The sequence below is a fragment of the Streptomyces daghestanicus genome (assembly GCF_020521275.1).
Taxonomy (GTDB): Bacteria; Actinomycetota; Actinomycetes; order Streptomycetales; family Streptomycetaceae; genus Streptomyces; species Streptomyces griseoviridis.
Genome location: NZ_BNDX01000011.1, coordinates 142697 through 158667, shown reverse-complemented (window position 1 = coordinate 158667; position 15971 = coordinate 142697). Strand labels below are relative to the sequence as shown.

At 72.9% G+C, this 15971-nt stretch carries 11 protein-coding genes; 2 read left to right on the top strand and 9 right to left on the bottom strand.

What is annotated here, in order from left to right:
* Nucleotides 1–79 precede the first annotated feature (79 nt).
* The gene (locus tag Sdagh_RS23040; RefSeq protein ID WP_190077134.1) at nt 80–1468 is read left to right on the top strand and encodes an OFA family MFS transporter; all 1389 of its coding nucleotides are present in this window, start codon (nt 80–82) and stop codon (nt 1466–1468) included.
* Between the two features lies 1 nt (nt 1469).
* Nucleotides 1470–2843, top strand: a complete 1374-nt coding sequence (locus tag Sdagh_RS23035; RefSeq protein WP_190077135.1) for an OFA family MFS transporter — start codon at nt 1470–1472, stop codon at nt 2841–2843.
* Nucleotides 2844–2923: 80 nt separating this feature from the next.
* Here the strand turns inward: Sdagh_RS23035 and Sdagh_RS23030 are convergent, their stop codons facing one another.
* From Sdagh_RS23030 to Sdagh_RS22990, 9 genes are all read right to left on the bottom strand, one after another.
* Nucleotides 2924–4132, bottom strand: a complete 1209-nt coding sequence (locus Sdagh_RS23030) for a sugar phosphate isomerase/epimerase family protein (RefSeq protein ID WP_190077136.1) — start codon at nt 4130–4132, stop codon at nt 2924–2926.
* Between the two features lie 123 nt (nt 4133–4255).
* The gene (locus Sdagh_RS23025) at nt 4256–5653 is read right to left on the bottom strand and encodes an alkaline phosphatase family protein (RefSeq protein WP_190077137.1); all 1398 of its coding nucleotides are present in this window, start codon (nt 5651–5653) and stop codon (nt 4256–4258) included.
* A complete protein-coding gene (gene eboE, locus Sdagh_RS23020) occupies nt 5650–6858 on the bottom strand; it encodes a metabolite traffic protein EboE (protein ID WP_190077138.1) in 1209 nt (402 codons plus the stop codon). Before eboE ends, Sdagh_RS23025 begins: the two co-directional genes overlap by 4 nt.
* A gap of 3 nt (nt 6859–6861) precedes the next feature.
* Nucleotides 6862–7710 carry a TatD family hydrolase gene (locus Sdagh_RS23015; protein ID WP_189418387.1) on the bottom strand — a complete coding sequence of 283 codons (849 nt, stop codon included), beginning with the start codon at nt 7708–7710 and terminating at the stop codon, nt 6862–6864.
* A complete protein-coding gene (locus tag Sdagh_RS23010) occupies nt 7710–8450 on the bottom strand; it encodes an EboA domain-containing protein (RefSeq protein ID WP_189418384.1) in 741 nt (246 codons plus the stop codon). Before Sdagh_RS23010 ends, Sdagh_RS23015 begins: the two co-directional genes overlap by 1 nt.
* Complete coding sequence (locus Sdagh_RS23005) at nt 8447–9484, bottom strand: sugar phosphate isomerase/epimerase family protein (protein ID WP_190077139.1); 1038 nt, start codon at nt 9482–9484, stop codon at nt 8447–8449. Before Sdagh_RS23005 ends, Sdagh_RS23010 begins: the two co-directional genes overlap by 4 nt.
* A complete protein-coding gene (locus tag Sdagh_RS23000) occupies nt 9481–10608 on the bottom strand; it encodes an SCO3242 family prenyltransferase (protein ID WP_190077140.1) in 1128 nt (375 codons plus the stop codon). Before Sdagh_RS23000 ends, Sdagh_RS23005 begins: the two co-directional genes overlap by 4 nt.
* Complete coding sequence (locus tag Sdagh_RS22995) at nt 10605–11756, bottom strand: inositol-3-phosphate synthase (protein ID WP_226535590.1); 1152 nt, start codon at nt 11754–11756, stop codon at nt 10605–10607. The genes Sdagh_RS23000 and Sdagh_RS22995 overlap by 4 nt, the downstream gene beginning before the upstream one ends.
* Nucleotides 11757–12173: 417 nt before the next feature.
* The gene (locus Sdagh_RS22990) at nt 12174–15812 is read right to left on the bottom strand and encodes a ThuA domain-containing protein (RefSeq protein ID WP_372478466.1); all 3639 of its coding nucleotides are present in this window, start codon (nt 15810–15812) and stop codon (nt 12174–12176) included.
* Nucleotides 15813–15971: the final 159 nt, after the last annotated feature.

Genomic DNA, 15971 nt, shown 5'->3' with positions numbered 1-15971 from the left:
CCGGGACCCGTGCGCACGCGAAAGGCATTGGACAGGGGGCGCTGGCCAGAGCTTTCGAACGCAAGGGGTGCGACACGACATGGCAACCACCGACGTCTCGACCTCCCTCCCGCGCAGGGAGGTGACGGACCGCAACGGCCGGGTGTACCGGATCGGCGAGTCCGACATCGACATCATGGGACGGCCGCGCACATGGATGGTCGTCCTGCCCTGGGTCGGCATGATGGGCATCAGTTCCGCCGAGTACGCGTTCACCTCGGCGGAGGACACCCTCCACGAGGCCCATCTGTGGAGCAGCGGGCACATCTTCTGGCTGATGGGCGTCTGGGTGTTCTTCCAGGCGGCCGTGGCCCTGCCGGCCGGGCATCTGCGGGAGAGCGGCCGGCTCCCCGCGCGGGCCGCGATGCAGGTCGGCGCGGTCGGCACCCTGCTGGGTTACGTGTCCCTCGCCTACGCCCCGCACGTGGTCGTCGCCTACCTCGGCTTCGGCATGTGCAGCGGCATCGGCGCCGGACTGGTCTACGCGACGTGCGTGAACATGGTCGGCAAGTGGTACCCGGAGCGCAAGGGCGGCAAGACCGGATTCGTCAACGGCGGCTTCGCCTACGGCTCCGTGCCGTTCGTGTTCCTGTTCACCTCGTACATGGACCTGGGCAACTACGAGACGGTGCTGGTCTGCGCCGGCGTCGGGCTGTGCCTGGTGGTGGCGTCGGCGGGCCGGTTCTTCAAGGACCCGCCGAAGAACTGGTGGCCCGCGCACGTCGACCCGCTGAAGCAGACCGACGACCCGAAGATCCGCCGGGCGCTGCGGAAGAACCCGCCGGCGGTCAAGCAGTACACCCCCAGGGAGGCCGCGCGCACCCCCGTGCTGTGGATGATGTGGTTCTGTCTGCTGTGCACGGCCGGCATCAACATCTTCGGCATCGCCTTCCAGGTGCCGTTCGGCAAGGACATGGGTTTCGCGGGCGGCGTCGTGGCGACGGCGATGTCCCTGAAGGCGATCGTCAACGGCACCGGTCGCGGGGTCATCGGCTGGATCTCCGACCGGTACGGGCGCCGCAACACGCTGATCGTCGTCTGCGTCGTGCTGGGCGTCGCCCAGTTCGGCGTGCTGGCCTCCGGGACGATGGGCGTGATGCCGTTCTTCCTGTTCTGCTCGATGGTGTCGGGCTTCGGAGGCGGCGCGATCTTCCCCCTGTTCGCCGCCATGACGGCGGACTACTTCGGTGAGAACAACAACGCGACCAATTACGGCATGGTCTACAGCTCGAAACTCGTCTCCGGTCTGGTCGGTTCCGGTATGGGCGCGGTCGTCGTCGGCGCCTGGGACTACGAGGGCGCGTTCGCCCTGGCCGGATCGATCGGACTGGCCTCCGCGGTGCTGGCGCTCTTCCTGAGGGCACCGGGCAGGCCCAAGGCACAGCGCGTCGTTCCCAACCCCCAACCCCTCGGCGAGGAGATGGCCTGATATGACGGCGGACCCCACCGCTGCCGACCGCTCACCCGCGGCGCGCGGCGCCGCTGCCCCTTCCTACCGCGAAGTCACCGACGCGCACGGCCGCGTCTACCGCGTCGGTGAGACCGACCGGGACATCCTCGGTCACTCTCGCAAGTCGATGGTGTACTTGCCATGGCTGGCCATGATGGCCATCAGCGTCTTCGAGTACGCCTACGGCTCGGCCGAGGACACCCTGTCCCGCGCGCACGGCTGGTCGCAGTCCAACACCTTCTGGATCCTCAGCGTCTGGGTCTTCTTCCAGGCCGGCATCGCCTTCCCGGCGGGCTGGCTGCGGGAGAAGGGCCTGCTCACCGCGCGCCGGGCCATGTACGCGGGCTCCGGCATGTGTCTGCTCGGCTTCCTGTCCCTGTCCCACCTCGACAACGTCCTGCTGGCCGTCCTGGGCTTCGGCGTGGTCGGCGGGCTGGGTGCCGGGCTGGTCTACGCGACCTGCATCAACATGGTCGGCAAGTGGTTCCCGGAGCGGCGCGGCGCCCGCACCGGGTTCGTCAACGGGGGGTTCGCCTACGGATCGCTGCCGTTCATCTTCATCTTCAACTACGGCTTCGACACCGCCAACTACCACCGGGTCCTGGACCTGATCGGCTGCTACATCCTGATCGTGGTCCTGGGGTGCGCGTTCTTCTTCAAGGACCCGCCGAAGAACTGGTGGCCCGCCGAGGTCGCGGTGCCGGCGTCCACGGGCGGGAGCACGGGGAGCCTCGCGAAGAATCCGCCGGCGGTACGGCAGTACACGCCCAAGGAGGCGATCCGCACGGGCATGCTGCCGCTGATGTGGATCTCGGTCGTGATGACCGCCGGGGTGTCGATCTTCGGGATCTCCTTCCAGGTGGACTTCGCCAGGGAGATCGGTTTCGGCCCGCTGGTCGCCGCGTCCTCGATGGGCCTCATGGCGGTCATCAACGGGGTCGGCCGGGGTGTCGTGGGCTGGCTGTCGGACAAGTGGGGCCGCAAGTCCACGCTGGTGTTCGTGATCGTCGTCCTCGGGCTCGCCCAGTTCGGCGTGATCTGGGCCGGTGACCTCAAGAGCGAGTGGCTGTTCCTGTTCTTCGCGTTCCTGTCCGGGTTCGGCGGCGGCGCGTTCTACCCGCTGTTCGCCGCGCTCACGCCGGACTACTTCGGGGAGAACTACAACGCCACCAACTACGGGCTGGTGTACAGCGGCAAGCTGATCAGCGGGCTGTTCGGCGGCGGGCTGGGCTCCATGGTGGTCGCGGCCTGGGGCTACAACGGCGCCTACGCGCTGGCCGGCGGGGTGTCGATGGCCGCGGCGGCGCTGGCGCTGCTGCTGCGGCAGCCAGGACGGCGGCGGGCCGTGGCCTGAAGCGGACGCCCGCACCGGCACGGGGCGGCCCCTCCCGCGGTGTGCGGGAGGGGCCGCCCCGTGCCGGTGCGGTGGGCGGGTCAGCGGCGGCGCCTGCGCAGGGCCGCCAGGTTGTCGTAGCTGATCTTGGCCTCGCGCAGTGACTGGGCGGGGTCGGTGGCGCTCGGGGAGTTGTCGTCCTCGATCATCGGGTTGCGGTAGGTGCGCAGTCCGACGCGGGAGAAGAACGTCGTGTAGTCGATGACGCCGGTGCCGAAGGGCACCATGTCGTACCCCATGCCGTTGGTGGTGGAGACGACGCCGTCCTTGGCGTGGAACAGCGGATAGCGCTTGTTGTGGCGGGCGACCAGGCCGGCCGGGTCGAAGACGTTCTTCCGGGTGGAGCCGTCGTGGGCGGTGTAGGTGTGGAACTTGTACTGGGCCACGTGCGCCCAGAAGATGTCCATCTCCAGCCAGACGGACCGGGGGTCGGTGACCTTCAGGAAGTACTCCAGCTTGCGGATGCCGGAGCTGCGGGTGGGCCGGCCCTGATCGTCCAGGGGGCCGCCGTCCAGCAGGAAGCCGTAGGCCGCGTCGTGGTTGTGGGTGTAGAGCTTGACACCCTCGCGGCGGGCGATCGCGCCCATGGCGTTCCACTTGTCGGCGGCGATGTCCCAGTCGGCCCGGTAGGAGCTGCCGGTGGGGTCGCCACCGGTGCCCATGTGGTCCATGCCGAGGATGTTGGCGATCTCCAGGTGCTTCTTGAAGGTGTCCAGGTCGGCGCTGGTCAGCGGCCAGGACGGCGGGATGAAGCCGTGGTTGCCCTGGGCGCGCAGGCCGTGGTCGTCGAGCCAGGAGCGCAGCAGCCGGGCGCCCTGGACCGTCTCCAGGTCCGCGCCGCCCGGCGCGTTGGCGTGCTGGCGGTAGCCGGCGAACTCGACCTGCCGGTAGCCGTGCCGGGCGAGCTGCTTGAAGACCTCCCGGAAGCCGGAGGGCAGGTCGGAGGCGAGCGGGTCGCGGGCGGTGGCGTCACGGACGGTGTAGAGGATGATGCCGCGCTTGTGCGCGGGGACCAGGACCTCACCGCCGTGGCCGTGGCCGTGGCCGTGGGGCTCGTGGCCGCGGTCCCGGTCCTGGCCGGCGAGGGCGGGTGCCGCGCCGAAGACGGGGGCCGCGATGGCGCCGGCCGTGACGGCGGTGCAGGTGGTGAGGAAGCGGCGGCGGCCCACGCCGAGGCCGCGGCGCAGGGCCTCGTCGGGGGTGCCGGTGGTGGCCGCGGGGGTGCCGGATGTGCGGGAGAACGGGGTCACGGGTGCCTGCCTTGTCTCTCGTGGGTCTCTCCGACCTGCCCCGACGGTGCGGGGCGGGTCATTGTCAGTGGTCCGTGCTTCACTGTCGGTAGCTGGAACTGGGGGGCCGTACGCGGCCGTTCTTCAGTCGAGTCCGGCCAGGTGGAGCAGGAGTTGCTTGACATCGGTGGCCGCGACACGGTCACCGACGGCGCGGGGGGTGGAGCAGATGAGGAGCGGACCGTCGTCGTCGCTCGCGGGAAGGCGGCCGTGGCTGCCGCGAACAGGTGAGGCGTCCAGCGGCACGACCGCCATGCGGTAGCGCATGCCGAGTTTCTTGCGGGCCAGGGCGGTGGCCGCCTTGACCTTGACGTAGGGGTCGAGCGGGTCCATGAACAGCTCGACCGGGTCGTAGCCGGGTTTGCGGTGGATCTCGACCAGCTGCGCGAAGTCGGGCGCGCGGTCGTCGTCGAGCCAGTAGTAGTACGTGAACCAGGCGTCCGGTTCCGCGACGGCGACCAGTTCCCCGGCGCGCGGATGGTCGAGGTGGTGGGCCTTCTTGCCCTCGTCGTCGAGGAGTCGCTCGATGCCGGGCAGCCCGTCGAGCGCGGCGCGGGTGGCGGCGAGGTCCTCGGGGCGGCGGACGTAGACGTGGGCGATCTGGTGGTCGGCGACCGCGAAGGCCCGGGAGGCCATGGTGTCGAGGTACTCCATGCCGTCCTGCGTGTGCACCTCCAGCAGGCCGGCGCGGCGCAGGGCGCGGTTGATGTCGACGGACCGGTCCACGCGGGTGATGCCGTACTCGGACAGGGCGACGACGGTACGGCCCGCCGCGCGGGCGTCGTCCAGAAGCGGGGCCAGCGCCGCGTCCAGGTCGGTGGCCGCCCGCAGGGATCGCGGGTCGTCGGGGCCGAAGCGCTGGAGGTCGTAGTCGAGGTGCGGGAGGTAGCACAGGGCGAGGTCGGGGCGGCGCGTGTGCAGGACGTGCCGGGTGGCGTCGATGATCCACTGGCTGGAGACCAGGTCGGCCCCCGGACCCCAGAAGTGGAAGAGGGGGAAGGTGCCGAGTCTGCCGGTGAGTTCGTCGTGCAGGGCCGGGGGCCGGGTGTAGCAGTCGGGTTCCTTGCGGCCGTCGGCGTAGTAGACGGGGCGGGGGGTGACGGTGATGTCGGTGTCGGCGCCCATGGCGTACCACCAGCAGATGTTGGCGACCGTGTAGCCGGGGTGGACGCGGCGGGCGGCCTCCCAGAGTTTGTCGCCGGCGACGAGTCCGTTGTGCTGGCGCCAGAGCAGGACGTCGCCGAGTTCGCGGAAGTACCAGCCGTTGCCGACGATGCCGTGTTCGGCGGGGAGGGTGCCGGTGAGGAAGGTGGACTGGGCGGCGCAGGTGACGGCGGGCAGGACGGTGCCGAGCGGGGCGCGGGAGCCGGCCTGGGCCAGTGTCTTGAGGTGGGGCATGTGGTCGAGGAGACGGGGGGTGAGGCCGACGACGTCCAGGACGAGGAGCGGGGTGGGCCCGCCCTCGGGTCGGGTCCGGGTCACGGCAGCTCCTTCAGGCCGAGGTCGGTGAGCAGGTCGCGGGCGAGGGTCAGCTCGGCGGCGATGCCGTCGGTGAGCTGGGCGCGGGCTCGGGGGCGCAGTTCGGGAGGGAGGGCCTGCCAGGTGTAGGTCTCGACCTCCAGGTGCCGGGTGAGCGGGTGCGGGCCGCCGACCAGTCGGCCCAGCGCGGTGGTGAGGACGTCGAGGGTGGAGGTGAGCGGTGCGGCGGGGGCCGCGTGCAGGGGGACGTGGAAGTGGGAGCGCCAGGGGGCCGTGTCGGGCAGCGCGTGGCCGGTGAGGGCCTCGCCCAGGTCGTCGGTGCCGTGGAGGCGGTGCGGGGCGGTGGTGTGCCGCGCCGTGTCCGCGGGGGTGCGGGGTGTGGTGGTGCGGGTCTGGTGCAGGAAGCGGGGTTCGGCGAAGGCCGCCAGGGCCGCGCGGACTTCGGGCGAGCGGGGGTGTTCGGCGTGCAGGGCGGCGGAGAGCTGGGACTTGACGACGGGGACGTGTGCCTCGGTCAGGGCGTCCAGCGCGGTGTGCGGGTCCTCGAAGGAGGTGGCGAGGTGGCACGTGTCGACGCAGATGCCGATGCGGGGGTGGTCGATGGCGGTGAGCGGGGCGATGGCGTCCCGGGTCGTCTCGACCACGCAGCCGGGTTCGGGTTCCAGGCCGACGCGGAGGGAGCGGCCGGTGAGTTCCTGGAGGGCGTCGAGGCGTTCGGCGAGGGTGACCAGGGCGGCGCGGGCCTTCTCGGCGCGGGCGTCGTCATACGCGGTGCGCCAGGCCAGCGGCAGTGTGGAGATGCTGCCCTCGGTGACGTCGTCGGGGAGCAGTCCGGCGAGGACCCGGGCGAGGGAGGTGGTGTGCTCAAGGCGCTCGGGGTCGGCCCAGTCCGGCCGGTAGACGCGGTACTTGACCTCCTCCGCGCCGAACCCCTCGTAGGGGAAGCCGTTCAGGGTGACGACCTCCAGGCCGCGCCGGTCGAGTTCGGCGCGCAGGCCGCGCAGCGCGGACGGGTCGGTGACCAGGGCGTGGGCGGCGTCGCGGGCCAGCCACAGGCCGATGCCGAGGCGGTCGCGGCCCAGCCGGCGGCGGACGGGTTCGCAGTGGTCGCGGAGTTGCGCGAGGACCCCGTCGAGGGTCTCGGCGGGGTGCACGTTGGTGCAGTAGGCGAGGTGGACGACGGAGCCGTCGGGGTGCCGGAAGCGCATCGCTCACTCACCGCCGCGCAGGATGGAGTTGCCCTCGTGGGTGGCGTCGGGCGCGGTGACGTCGAGGGCGAGGCGTCCGCTGAGCCCGTAGAAGGCGACCGGGTTGCGCCACAGCACGCGGTCCACGTCGTCCTCGTCGAAGCCTTCGGCGAGCATCAGGTCGGCGACCTCGCGGGTCTTGAGGGGGTCGCTGCGGCCCCAGTCGGCGGCGGAGTTGACCAGTACCCGGTCCGGGCCGTGGGCGCGGAGGATCGCGACCATCCGGGCCTCGTCCATCTTGGTGTCCGGATAGACGGAGAAGCCGAGCCAGGCGCCGCTGTCCTTCGCCTCCTTGACGGTGGTCTCGTTGAGGTGGTCGACGAGGACGCGGTCGGTGGGCAGCGCGGACTCGCGGACCACGTCGAGGGTGCGGCGCAGGCCGGCGAGCTTGTCCCGGTGCGGGGTGTGCACGAGGGCGGGCAGGCCGTGGTCGGCGGCGAGCTGGAGCTGGGCGGCGAGCGCGGTGTCCTCGGCGGGGGTCATGGAGTCGTAGCCGATCTCGCCGACGGCGACGACCCGGTCCTTGACGAGGTAGCGGGGCAGTTCGTCGAGGACGGGGGCGCAGCGCGGGTCGTTGGCCTCCTTGGGGTTGAGGGCGATCGTGCAGTGGTGGGCGATGCCGTACTGGGCGGCGCGGAAGGGCTCCCAGCCGAGGAGGGAGTCGAAGTAGTCGCGGAAGGATGCGGGTGAGGTGCGGGGCTGGCCGAGCCAGAAGGCGGGTTCGACGACGGCGCGGACACCCGCGGCGTACATGGCCTCGTAGTCGTCGGTGGTCCGGGAGGTCATGTGGATGTGGGGGTCGAAGAGGCGCATCAGGACTCCTTGCCGTGGGGGGCCGCCGGTCCGTGCGACGCGGTCGCCGGTTCGGTCAGGGCCAGGACGCGGTGCAGGTCTCCGGGGACGGGGCGGCCCGCGGCGGTGCGTTCGACGGCGTAGTCGGCGAGCATCCGGGCGAGTTCGGCGTCCCCGCGGGCCCGGCGGTCCAGCTCCGCCACGTGGCCGGTGCCGACACCGGTGAACAGGCACTTCAGTACCGCGTGCCGCCACTGGTGGGCGTCGAGGTGCCGGGCGGCGTACGGTCCGACGGCGGCGGCCAGCAGCCGGGTGTCGTTGGTGCGCAGGGCGTCCTCGACGAGCGGGAGGGCATCGGGCCCGGGTACCAGGCCGGGCAGCGCCCGCAGGACGGCGCGGCGTTCGTCGGCGGTGCCCTGGTGGTAGACGCGGGCCAGCGCGTCGGCGTCGGCGCGGGCCGCGTGCAGGATCAGGACGCGGGCGGCGTCGGCGTGGTCGGGTCCGCAGCGGCGGCCGGCCTCGGCGAGGCGCAGTTCCCAGGTGGAGATCGGGCCGTGTCCACCGGGGTGCGCGGCGGCCTCGTCGAGGGCCTGGTCGAGCCAGCGGCGCGCGGCGGTGTCGAGCCGGGCGGTGAGGGCGGCGCGCAGTTCCGCGACGTCCCTCGCGGCGTCGGACCGCCGGGGGGCGGTGTCGTGCTCGGCGCCGGCTTCCGCCGGCCGGGTGAGCCGGGGGGCGGGCTGGTGGGTCGGCGGATGTGTCATGGCGTGCTCCCTCGTGGGGCGGCGGAGGGCACGCCTGGGGGTGGGGCGGCCGGCGCCGGGAGATCGGTGGTGGCGGGGGCCCGCGTGGGGCGGGCCCCGGTGACGGGGCGGGTGCCGTCCGGTGTCCGTGCGACGGGGACACCGGCGGCGGCCGCCGCCCGGTGGAGGAACGGGAGGGAATGGGCGGCCTGGTGGGGTCCGGCGTGGGAGTGGCGGGGCAGTTCGACGACGGTCAGACCCTGGTAGCCGGTGGCGGCGAGGGCCGCGAGGACGGGCGGGAAGTCGATCTCGCCCGTACCGAAGGGGAGGTGTTCATGGACGCCGCGTCGCATGTCCTCGATCTGGACGTGCCGCAGCCAGGGGGCGGCGGCGCGTACGCAGTCGGCGGGAGGGAGGGGTTCCAGGCACTGGCAGTGACCGATGTCCAGGGTGAGACCGAGGGGCTCGGGGTCGCCGAGGGCGCGACGCAGGTGGTGGAAGTCGGCCAGGGTGGCGACGAGGTGCCCCGGTTCGGGTTCGACGGCGAGCGGGACGCCGGCGGCGCCGGCCGCCTCCACGACCGGGGCGAGGGCGCCGGTCAGCCGGTGCCATGCCGTCGTGGTGCGGATGCCTTCGGGGGCGGTGCCTTCCGGGACGGTTCCGCTGAAGCAGTGGACGGCGTGCGCCCCGAGGTCGGCGGCGATCCGTACGGCCGTGCGCAGCAGGCCGACGCGGCGGGCGCGGGCGTCGGGGTCGGGGTCGAGGAGGGAGGGGCCGTGTTTGCGGCGCGGGTCGAGGACGTAGCGGGCGCCGGTCTCGACGGTGACGCCCAGGCCGAGCGCGTCGAGCCGGTGCGCGGTCCGGCGGGTGCGGGCGGCCAGGTCCGGGGCGAGCGGGTCGAGGTGCATGTGGTCGAGGGTGAGCCCGACCCCGGTGTAGCCGAGGTCCGCGAGGAGGGCGAGAGCGTCGTCCAGGCGGAGGTCGGCGAGGCCGTTGGTGCCGTAGCCGAAGCGGAGCGGGGCGAGGGCCGTGCCCCGGGGGGCGGGGGGCGTCATGTGATGCTCACCTTCCTCGCGAAGCGCCGGCCCAGCGGCGCGAGGCCCGCGACCAGCAGACCCAGGGCGCTCGCGCCGGAGCGGGCGGCGAGGGCGGCCTGGAGGGGGATCGTGGCCCGGATACCGGCGCCGACGGCGCGTTGGGTGAGCGGGGGCGAGGGATTGAGGGCGGCGTGCAGGTAGGGGCGGGCCGCGGTGGCCGCGTAGGCGGCGGCGAGGGAGGTGGTGATCCGCGTGGCGGTGGGTGGCGGGGTGGGGGCGCAGGGCGTGGGGGCGGAGGGTGTGGGCCGCGGTGGCACGGGTCGGGTCGCCGCCGCCCGCGACAGGGCGGAGCCCGGCGGGGTGGACCGGGGCGGGGCGGACCGGGACGGGCCGGGCGCGAGCACGCGTCCGGGCGGCGTCGGCCCGGGTGCCGCCGGCGTTCCGGTCAGATCCGGGCGCGTGGGACCCGGCAGGCCGCGGGAGGCTGCTTCCCGTCGGCCTGCCGGGAGTCGGACGCGGCGCCGGGCCACCGACGCGGCCAGCGCGGCGGTGGTGGCGAGGGCCGCGAGCGGCGCCAGGGCCGAACCGCCGGTCGTCTCCCGCCGGGACACGGACGTCACCGCGAGGGTGTGGGTGCCGAGCAGCGCCGCCGAGGACAGCGCCGGGCGGACCCGGCCCGTGCCGGCGGCGCCCAGGAGCAGGTCCAGGGCGCGGGCCCCGGCCATCGCCACCGGACCGGCGGGGGTGTGCTTCAGGGCGAGGTCGTAGGCCCAGACGGTCGCCGCCAGGGGCACGGCCACGCCGAGGGCGGGACGGCCGGCGCGGGCGGCGAGGGCCAGCCCGGCGCCGGTGAGGGCGCACGCGGCGGTGAGGGCGGCGGCGGGGTGGACGCGGCCGGACGGGAGGGGGCGGTGGGGGCGTTCGGCGGCGTCCTCGGCGCGGTCGGCCCAGTCGTTGAGGACCATGCCGGCCTCGTACAGGCAGAGGGAGGAACCGATGGCGAGCAGCGTGCGGCGTCCGGGGCGGGCGCCGGCCGCCGCGGCACCGGCCAGGGCGTCGCCGGGGACGGTGAACAGGGCGGGCAGGCGGAGGAGTTCGGTCCAGGCGAGCAGGCGGGGGCCGGGGCCGGCCGGGCGGGTCACGGGCGCTCCCCCGCGTCGGCCGCCGCGGCGTCCGCGGACCGGGCCCGCAACCGGTCGGCGAGGCCGAGCAGTTCGGCGTACTGCTCGCTCAGGCCGGACGGCCCGTCCCCCACCGGGTCCTTGAAGTAGAAGCCCAGCTCGCGCAGGGGGCCGGTGAGGCCCGCCTCATGGGCGCGGGCGGTCAGGCGGGCCAGGTCCAGGACAAGGGGTGCGGCGAGCGCGGAGTCGCAGCCCTGCCAGATGGTCTGGAGGATCATGCGGGTGCCGAGGAAGCCGTCGAAGGCGATGTGGTCCCAGGCGGTCTTGAAGTCGCCGAGCGCGGGGACGTCGTCGATGTGGACCTCGCCCTCGACGGTGGTGCCGAGGGTGTCGTGGAGGACGCGCTCCTTGCCGGCGTTCTTCGCCGCGGCGGCGGCCGGGTCGGCGAGGGCGGCACCGTCGCCGCCGCCGAGCAGGTTGGTGCCGGACCAGGCCCGGACGGTGAGCGCGCGCTGGGCGAACATCGGGCCCAGCACCGAGCGCAGCAGGGTCTGGCCGGTCTTGCCGTCACGGCCGGCGTACGGCAGGGCGTGTGCCGCCGCCTCGGCGGTCAGGGACGGGTGGTGCAGACCGGTGGAGGGGGTGAAGTTGACGTACGGACAGCCGGCGCGCAGGGCCGCCGCCGCGTAGAGGGAGCTGGGCGGGAGGTCACGGCCCCTGGCGAGCGGCTCCGTGGAGGCCACGTTGACGACCACCGTCCGGGCCACGCCCGAGCGGCGTGCGAAGGCGCGGATGTCGGCGGCGAAGGCCGTGACGAGGTCCTCGGCGGACCGGGTGTCGCCGGGCAGGGGGCCGCCGGGACGGATCTCCCGTTCGGCGGCGGCGAGTTCGGCGGTGACGGCGGCGGGGAGGCCGGGGGGCAGCACTCCCCCGGCGGCCAGGGCCTCGGCGCGTTTGGGGAGGGGGCAGTCCACGGTGTCGTGGCCGCCGAAGACGAGGGAGGACAGGGCGGGGAGTCCGGTGCCGGCGAAGTGGGGGGTCTCGGTCACCATGCCCGTCGGGGCGTGCAGTCCGGCGGTGAGGGCGGCGCAGCCCGCCACGACGGTGGTGGCGACGGAGCCGCGGGCGCCGATCAGCCAGACACCCGTGCGGGCGGCGGCGGAGGACACGGAATCGGGAGCGGGCGCGGATGCGGATGCGGACGCCGATGCGGATGCGGATGCGGAAGCGGGAACGGAAGGGGACGCGGACATGGGCAGCCTCCTTGTCGAGCGCGTCGGGGTGGAGCCTCGGGGTCACCGGGCCGTGCGCCGGAAGAACGGGAGCCGCATCGCCGGACCGGCGGGAAGTCCCCCGGCGGTACCAGGAGGGACCCCGGCCGTTCCGCACCGGAGCCCCTCGCCGGAACCGGAAGGGATCTTCGGCCGGGCCGAAAGCGGCCCCCTCGCCGGGACCGGGACGAGTCCCGGCCGGACCGGAGACGGCCCCCTCACCGGAACCGGGGCGGCCCCGGAGGAGCTGGAGGGGTGGCGGCGGGCGGGGGTCCGGCGTCCCCCGCCCGCCGCCGTCTGGTGGGCCCGGGCGGGCTAGGAGGGCAGCTCCTTCAGCTGGATGTCCCGGAAGGAGACCTTGTCGGCGGCACCGTGGTTCTGGAGACCTATATAGCCGTCGGTCAGGCTCCGCTCGGGATCCTTGTTGGTGAAGTCGTTGATCCTGACTCCGTTGAGGAACACCTGGAGGCGTTCGCCCTGGACCTTGATCTCGTAGGAGTTCCACTGGCCGGGCGGGCGGAGCACCTGGTCACGGGCCTTGATGTTCGCCGACTTGAAGGAGTAGACGGCGCCCGTGGTGCGGTCGGCGGCGTCCGTGGCGTCGATCTGGATCTCGTAGCCCTTGTCCACCGCGGACCAGGGGTCGTCGGAGGCGGGGAAGCCCACGAAGATCCCGGAGTTGTCGTCGCCGCGCATCTTCCAGTCGAGCGTGAGCGAGTACGACTTCAGCTCCTTGGCCTGGTACCAGAGCAGGCCCATGCCGCCGTTGGACTCCAGGGTGCCGTCCTTGACGTCGAACGTGCCGGGGCCGGCCTGCTTCCAGCCGTCCAGGGTCTGCCCGTTGAAGATCTTCCGGTAGCCCTTGTCCGGTCTGCAGTCCGCCTTGACCTGGCCGGTGGCGTACTGGAGGCCGCCGAGCAGGTGGCCCCGGAAGGCCTCGTCGGCGTAGGACTCCTTGGTGTGGCCCAGGCCGGTGTAGAAGGAACGGCCGCCCTGGTACGCCTGGCACCAGGCGATGGGGTGATCGCCCTTCATGGTGCCGCCCTGGTAGGTGGTCTCGTCGAGGGTGGCGAGGACCTTGGCCCTCTCACGCGGGTTGGCACGGTAGTTGTACCACTCGTCGGTGCGCTCCCAGGTGTCACCGAGGTGCGCGGTGGCGGGGTGGTCGTGGTCCTCGACGCGGACGGTGGCCTTCTGCTGGGCCGGGTGCGAGTCGAAGTAGGCGCCGACCAGTCCGCCGTAGAACGACCAGTCGTACTCGGTGTCGGCGGCGGCGTGGACGCCGAGGTAGCCGCCGCCGTTCTTGATGTAGTTCTCGAACGCGGCCTGCTGCCCGGCGTCGAGGACGTCGCCGGTGGTGGAGAGGAAGGCGACCGCGTCGTACTTGGCGAGGTTGGCCGTGGTGAACTGCCCGGCCTCCTCGGTGGCGGTGACGGTGATGCCGGCCGGGGCGCCCAGTTCCTTCAGGGCGGCGATGCCCGCCGGGATGGAGTCGTGGCGGAAGCCGGCGGTCCGGGAGAAGACCAGGACCTTCTTGCCGTTGCTGAAGGGCTCCTTGGAGAACTCGAAGTCGTCGATGTCGAAGAGCGCGCCGTCGCCGCCCCGGAAGACCAGGTAGATGTCGGTGGTCTTCTTGGGCAGGGCCCGCAACGGCACGTCGACGTCCTGGAACGTCTCCCAGCTTCCGGTCGGCGGGATGTACGCCGAGCCGTGCAGCGGTCCGGTGGGCGAGCCGGTGCGCAGTTCGACGAAGCCGCCGGCGCCGCCGGAGGAGGCCCGGACGGTCAGCTTCCTCTGGCCGTCGAACCGGTACGGGCTGAAGGAGATCCAGTCGCCGTCGTGGACGTCGCCGACGGTCTTGCCGCCGTTGGCGCCGGTCTTGTCGATGACGGAGACGCCCTGCTGGGTGGTGAAGTGCTCGGCCTGGCGGTGCAGCGGCTGGAGGACGGTGCGGGCGGTGCCGGTCAGCGCCTCCTGGCCGCCTCCGCCGCCGTCGGTGTAGCTGGCGCCGACGACGCCGTAGATGTTGGCGTTGGGGTCGTGTCCGCCGTCCCCGGCGGGCGGTTTCAGGGTGCCCTCACAGCCCGTCTCGCTGGTCAGCTCGTGGGCGTGGTTGTCGTGGCCGAGGCTGTAGGCGACCTTGACCCTGGAGCAGTCGACGCTCTCCTCGGGGTCGGTCACCGTCACCTTGAAGGGGACGGGTTCACCGAAGGCGGCCAGGGTGCCGTTCCCGGGTATGTCGATCTTCACCGTGGGTTCGGTGTTGCCGACCACGATGCGGACGCCGGCGGTGCCGGTGTTGCCCTCGGGGTCCTTGGCGGTGAAGGTCGCGCTGTAGGTGCCCGCCTTCTTGTAGCGGTGGGTGGGGGTGAGCCCGGTGCCCTTGGTGCCGTCGCCGAAGTCCCAGCTGTAGGTGAGGTCCGGGGAGTCGGCGTCCGTGGCGGAGCCGGTGAACCTGACCCGGAGGCCGGCCGCGCCGGAGGTCCGGTCGGCGCTCACCTCGGCGATCGGGGAGAAGCCGTCCTCGGCGCTCTCGATCCGGTACAGCGCGGAGTCGTCGTCGCCCTGGAACCAGGAGAGGCCGTAGTCGAGGACGTAGAGCGCGCCGTCGGGGCCGAACTCCATGTCCATGATCTGGGTGCCGGTCCACGGGAAGTCGTTGATCGACGCGACGGACCCGTCACCGTTCTGCTCGATCCGCTTGATCCACTGGCGGCCGAACTCACCCGCGAAGAAGTCTCCGTCGTACTCCTCGGGGAACTTCACCTCGGAGTCGAGGCCGGGGTCGTAGCGGTAGACCGGGCCGGCCATCGGGGACTCCGAGCCGGTGCCGAACTCGGGTACCGAGCCGCCGTCGTACGGGATCCAGGCGGCCTGCGCGGGCGGCAGGTCGACCAGGCCGGTGTTGTGCGGGGAGGTGTTCTCCGGGGCGGCGCAGTCGAAGGGCTCGCCGGAGGTGCCGGTGGCGAAGTCGTAGTCGACGTACGGGTCGTTGTCGCCGGTGCAGAACGGCCAGCCGAAGTTGGCGGCCTCGGTCACCTTGGCGAACTCGACCTGTCCGGCCGGGCCCCGTTCCGGGTCGGCGGCGCCCGCGTCGGGGCCGTAGTCGCCGACGTAGACGACGCCGGTCTTGTCGTCGACGCTGATCCGGAACGGGTTGCGGAAGCCCATCGCGTAGATCTCGGGGCGGGTCTTCTCGGTGCCGGGGGCGAAGAGGTTGCCCTCGGGGATGGTGTACGAGCCGTCCTCGGCGACCTTGATGCGGAGGATCTTGCCGCGCAGGTCGTTGGTGTTGCCGGCGCTGCGGCGGGCGTCGAAGGCCGGGTTGCGGTCGGGGCGCTCGTCGATCGGGGTGTAGCCGTCGGAGGCGAAGGGGTTGGAGTCGTCACCGGTGGAGAGGTAGAGGTTGCCGTCGGCGTCGAAGTCGATGTCACCGCCGACGTGACAGCAGGTGCCGCGCGAGGCCGCGACGTCCAGGACCTTCTTCTCGCTGGCCAGGTCCAGGGTGCCGTTGGGCTTGAGGACGAACCGGGAGAGCCGGTTGACGCCGTCGAACGTGGCGAAGTCGGCGGCGGTGCCGTTCTCCGGGGCGTCCCCGGCGGGGGTGTCCAGCGGCGGGGCGTAGTAGAGGTAGATCGCCCGGTTGTGCTCGAAGTCCGGGTCGATGCCGACGCCCTGGAGGCCCTCCTCGTCGTGGCTGTAGACGGGGATCTTGCCGGCGACCTTGGTGACACCGCCCTGGTCGGTGAGGCGGAGTGTGCCGTCGCGGGCGGTGTGCAGGACGCTGCGGTCCGGGAGCACGGCGAGCGACATGGGCTCGCCCATCTCGGGCTCGCCCTTGGCGAGGGGCACCTGCTGGAACTGCCCTTCGGCCGCGGCGGCCGGGGCGTCCTTCGCCGCGGTGGCGGGCTGGGCGCCGGCCACGCCGGCGGGGGTGCCGACGGCCAGCAGCATGCCGGTGAAGAGGGCGAGGGCGGTGCGGAGTCCGGTTCTCCTGACACGGGTGACTCTGGTTCTGTGCACGGGAATCCCTCCGGGAACGGGTGGGCCGTACGGGATGGGGTGCGAAGGCGTGCCGGTGAGGAGGTGCGGTGCGGGCGCCGGGGTGCGCCG

Coding starts and splice junctions, on each gene's coding strand:
- Sdagh_RS23040 (WP_190077134.1), top strand. CDS start 80: ATGGCAACCACCGACGTCTCGACCTCCCTCCCGCGCAGGGAGGTGACG.
- Sdagh_RS23035 (WP_190077135.1), top strand. CDS start 1,470: ATGACGGCGGACCCCACCGCTGCCGACCGCTCACCCGCGGCGCGCGGC.
- eboE (WP_190077138.1), bottom strand. CDS start 6,858: ATGCGCTTCCGGCACCCCGACGGCTCCGTCGTCCACCTCGCCTACTGC.
- Sdagh_RS23015 (WP_189418387.1), bottom strand. CDS start 7,710: ATGCGCCTCTTCGACCCCCACATCCACATGACCTCCCGGACCACCGAC.
- Sdagh_RS23010 (WP_189418384.1), bottom strand. CDS start 8,450: ATGACACATCCGCCGACCCACCAGCCCGCCCCCCGGCTCACCCGGCCG.
- Sdagh_RS23005 (WP_190077139.1), bottom strand. CDS start 9,484: ATGACGCCCCCCGCCCCCCGGGGCACGGCCCTCGCCCCGCTCCGCTTC.
- Sdagh_RS22990 (WP_372478466.1), bottom strand. CDS start 15,812: ATGCTGCTGGCCGTCGGCACCCCCGCCGGCGTGGCCGGCGCCCAGCCC.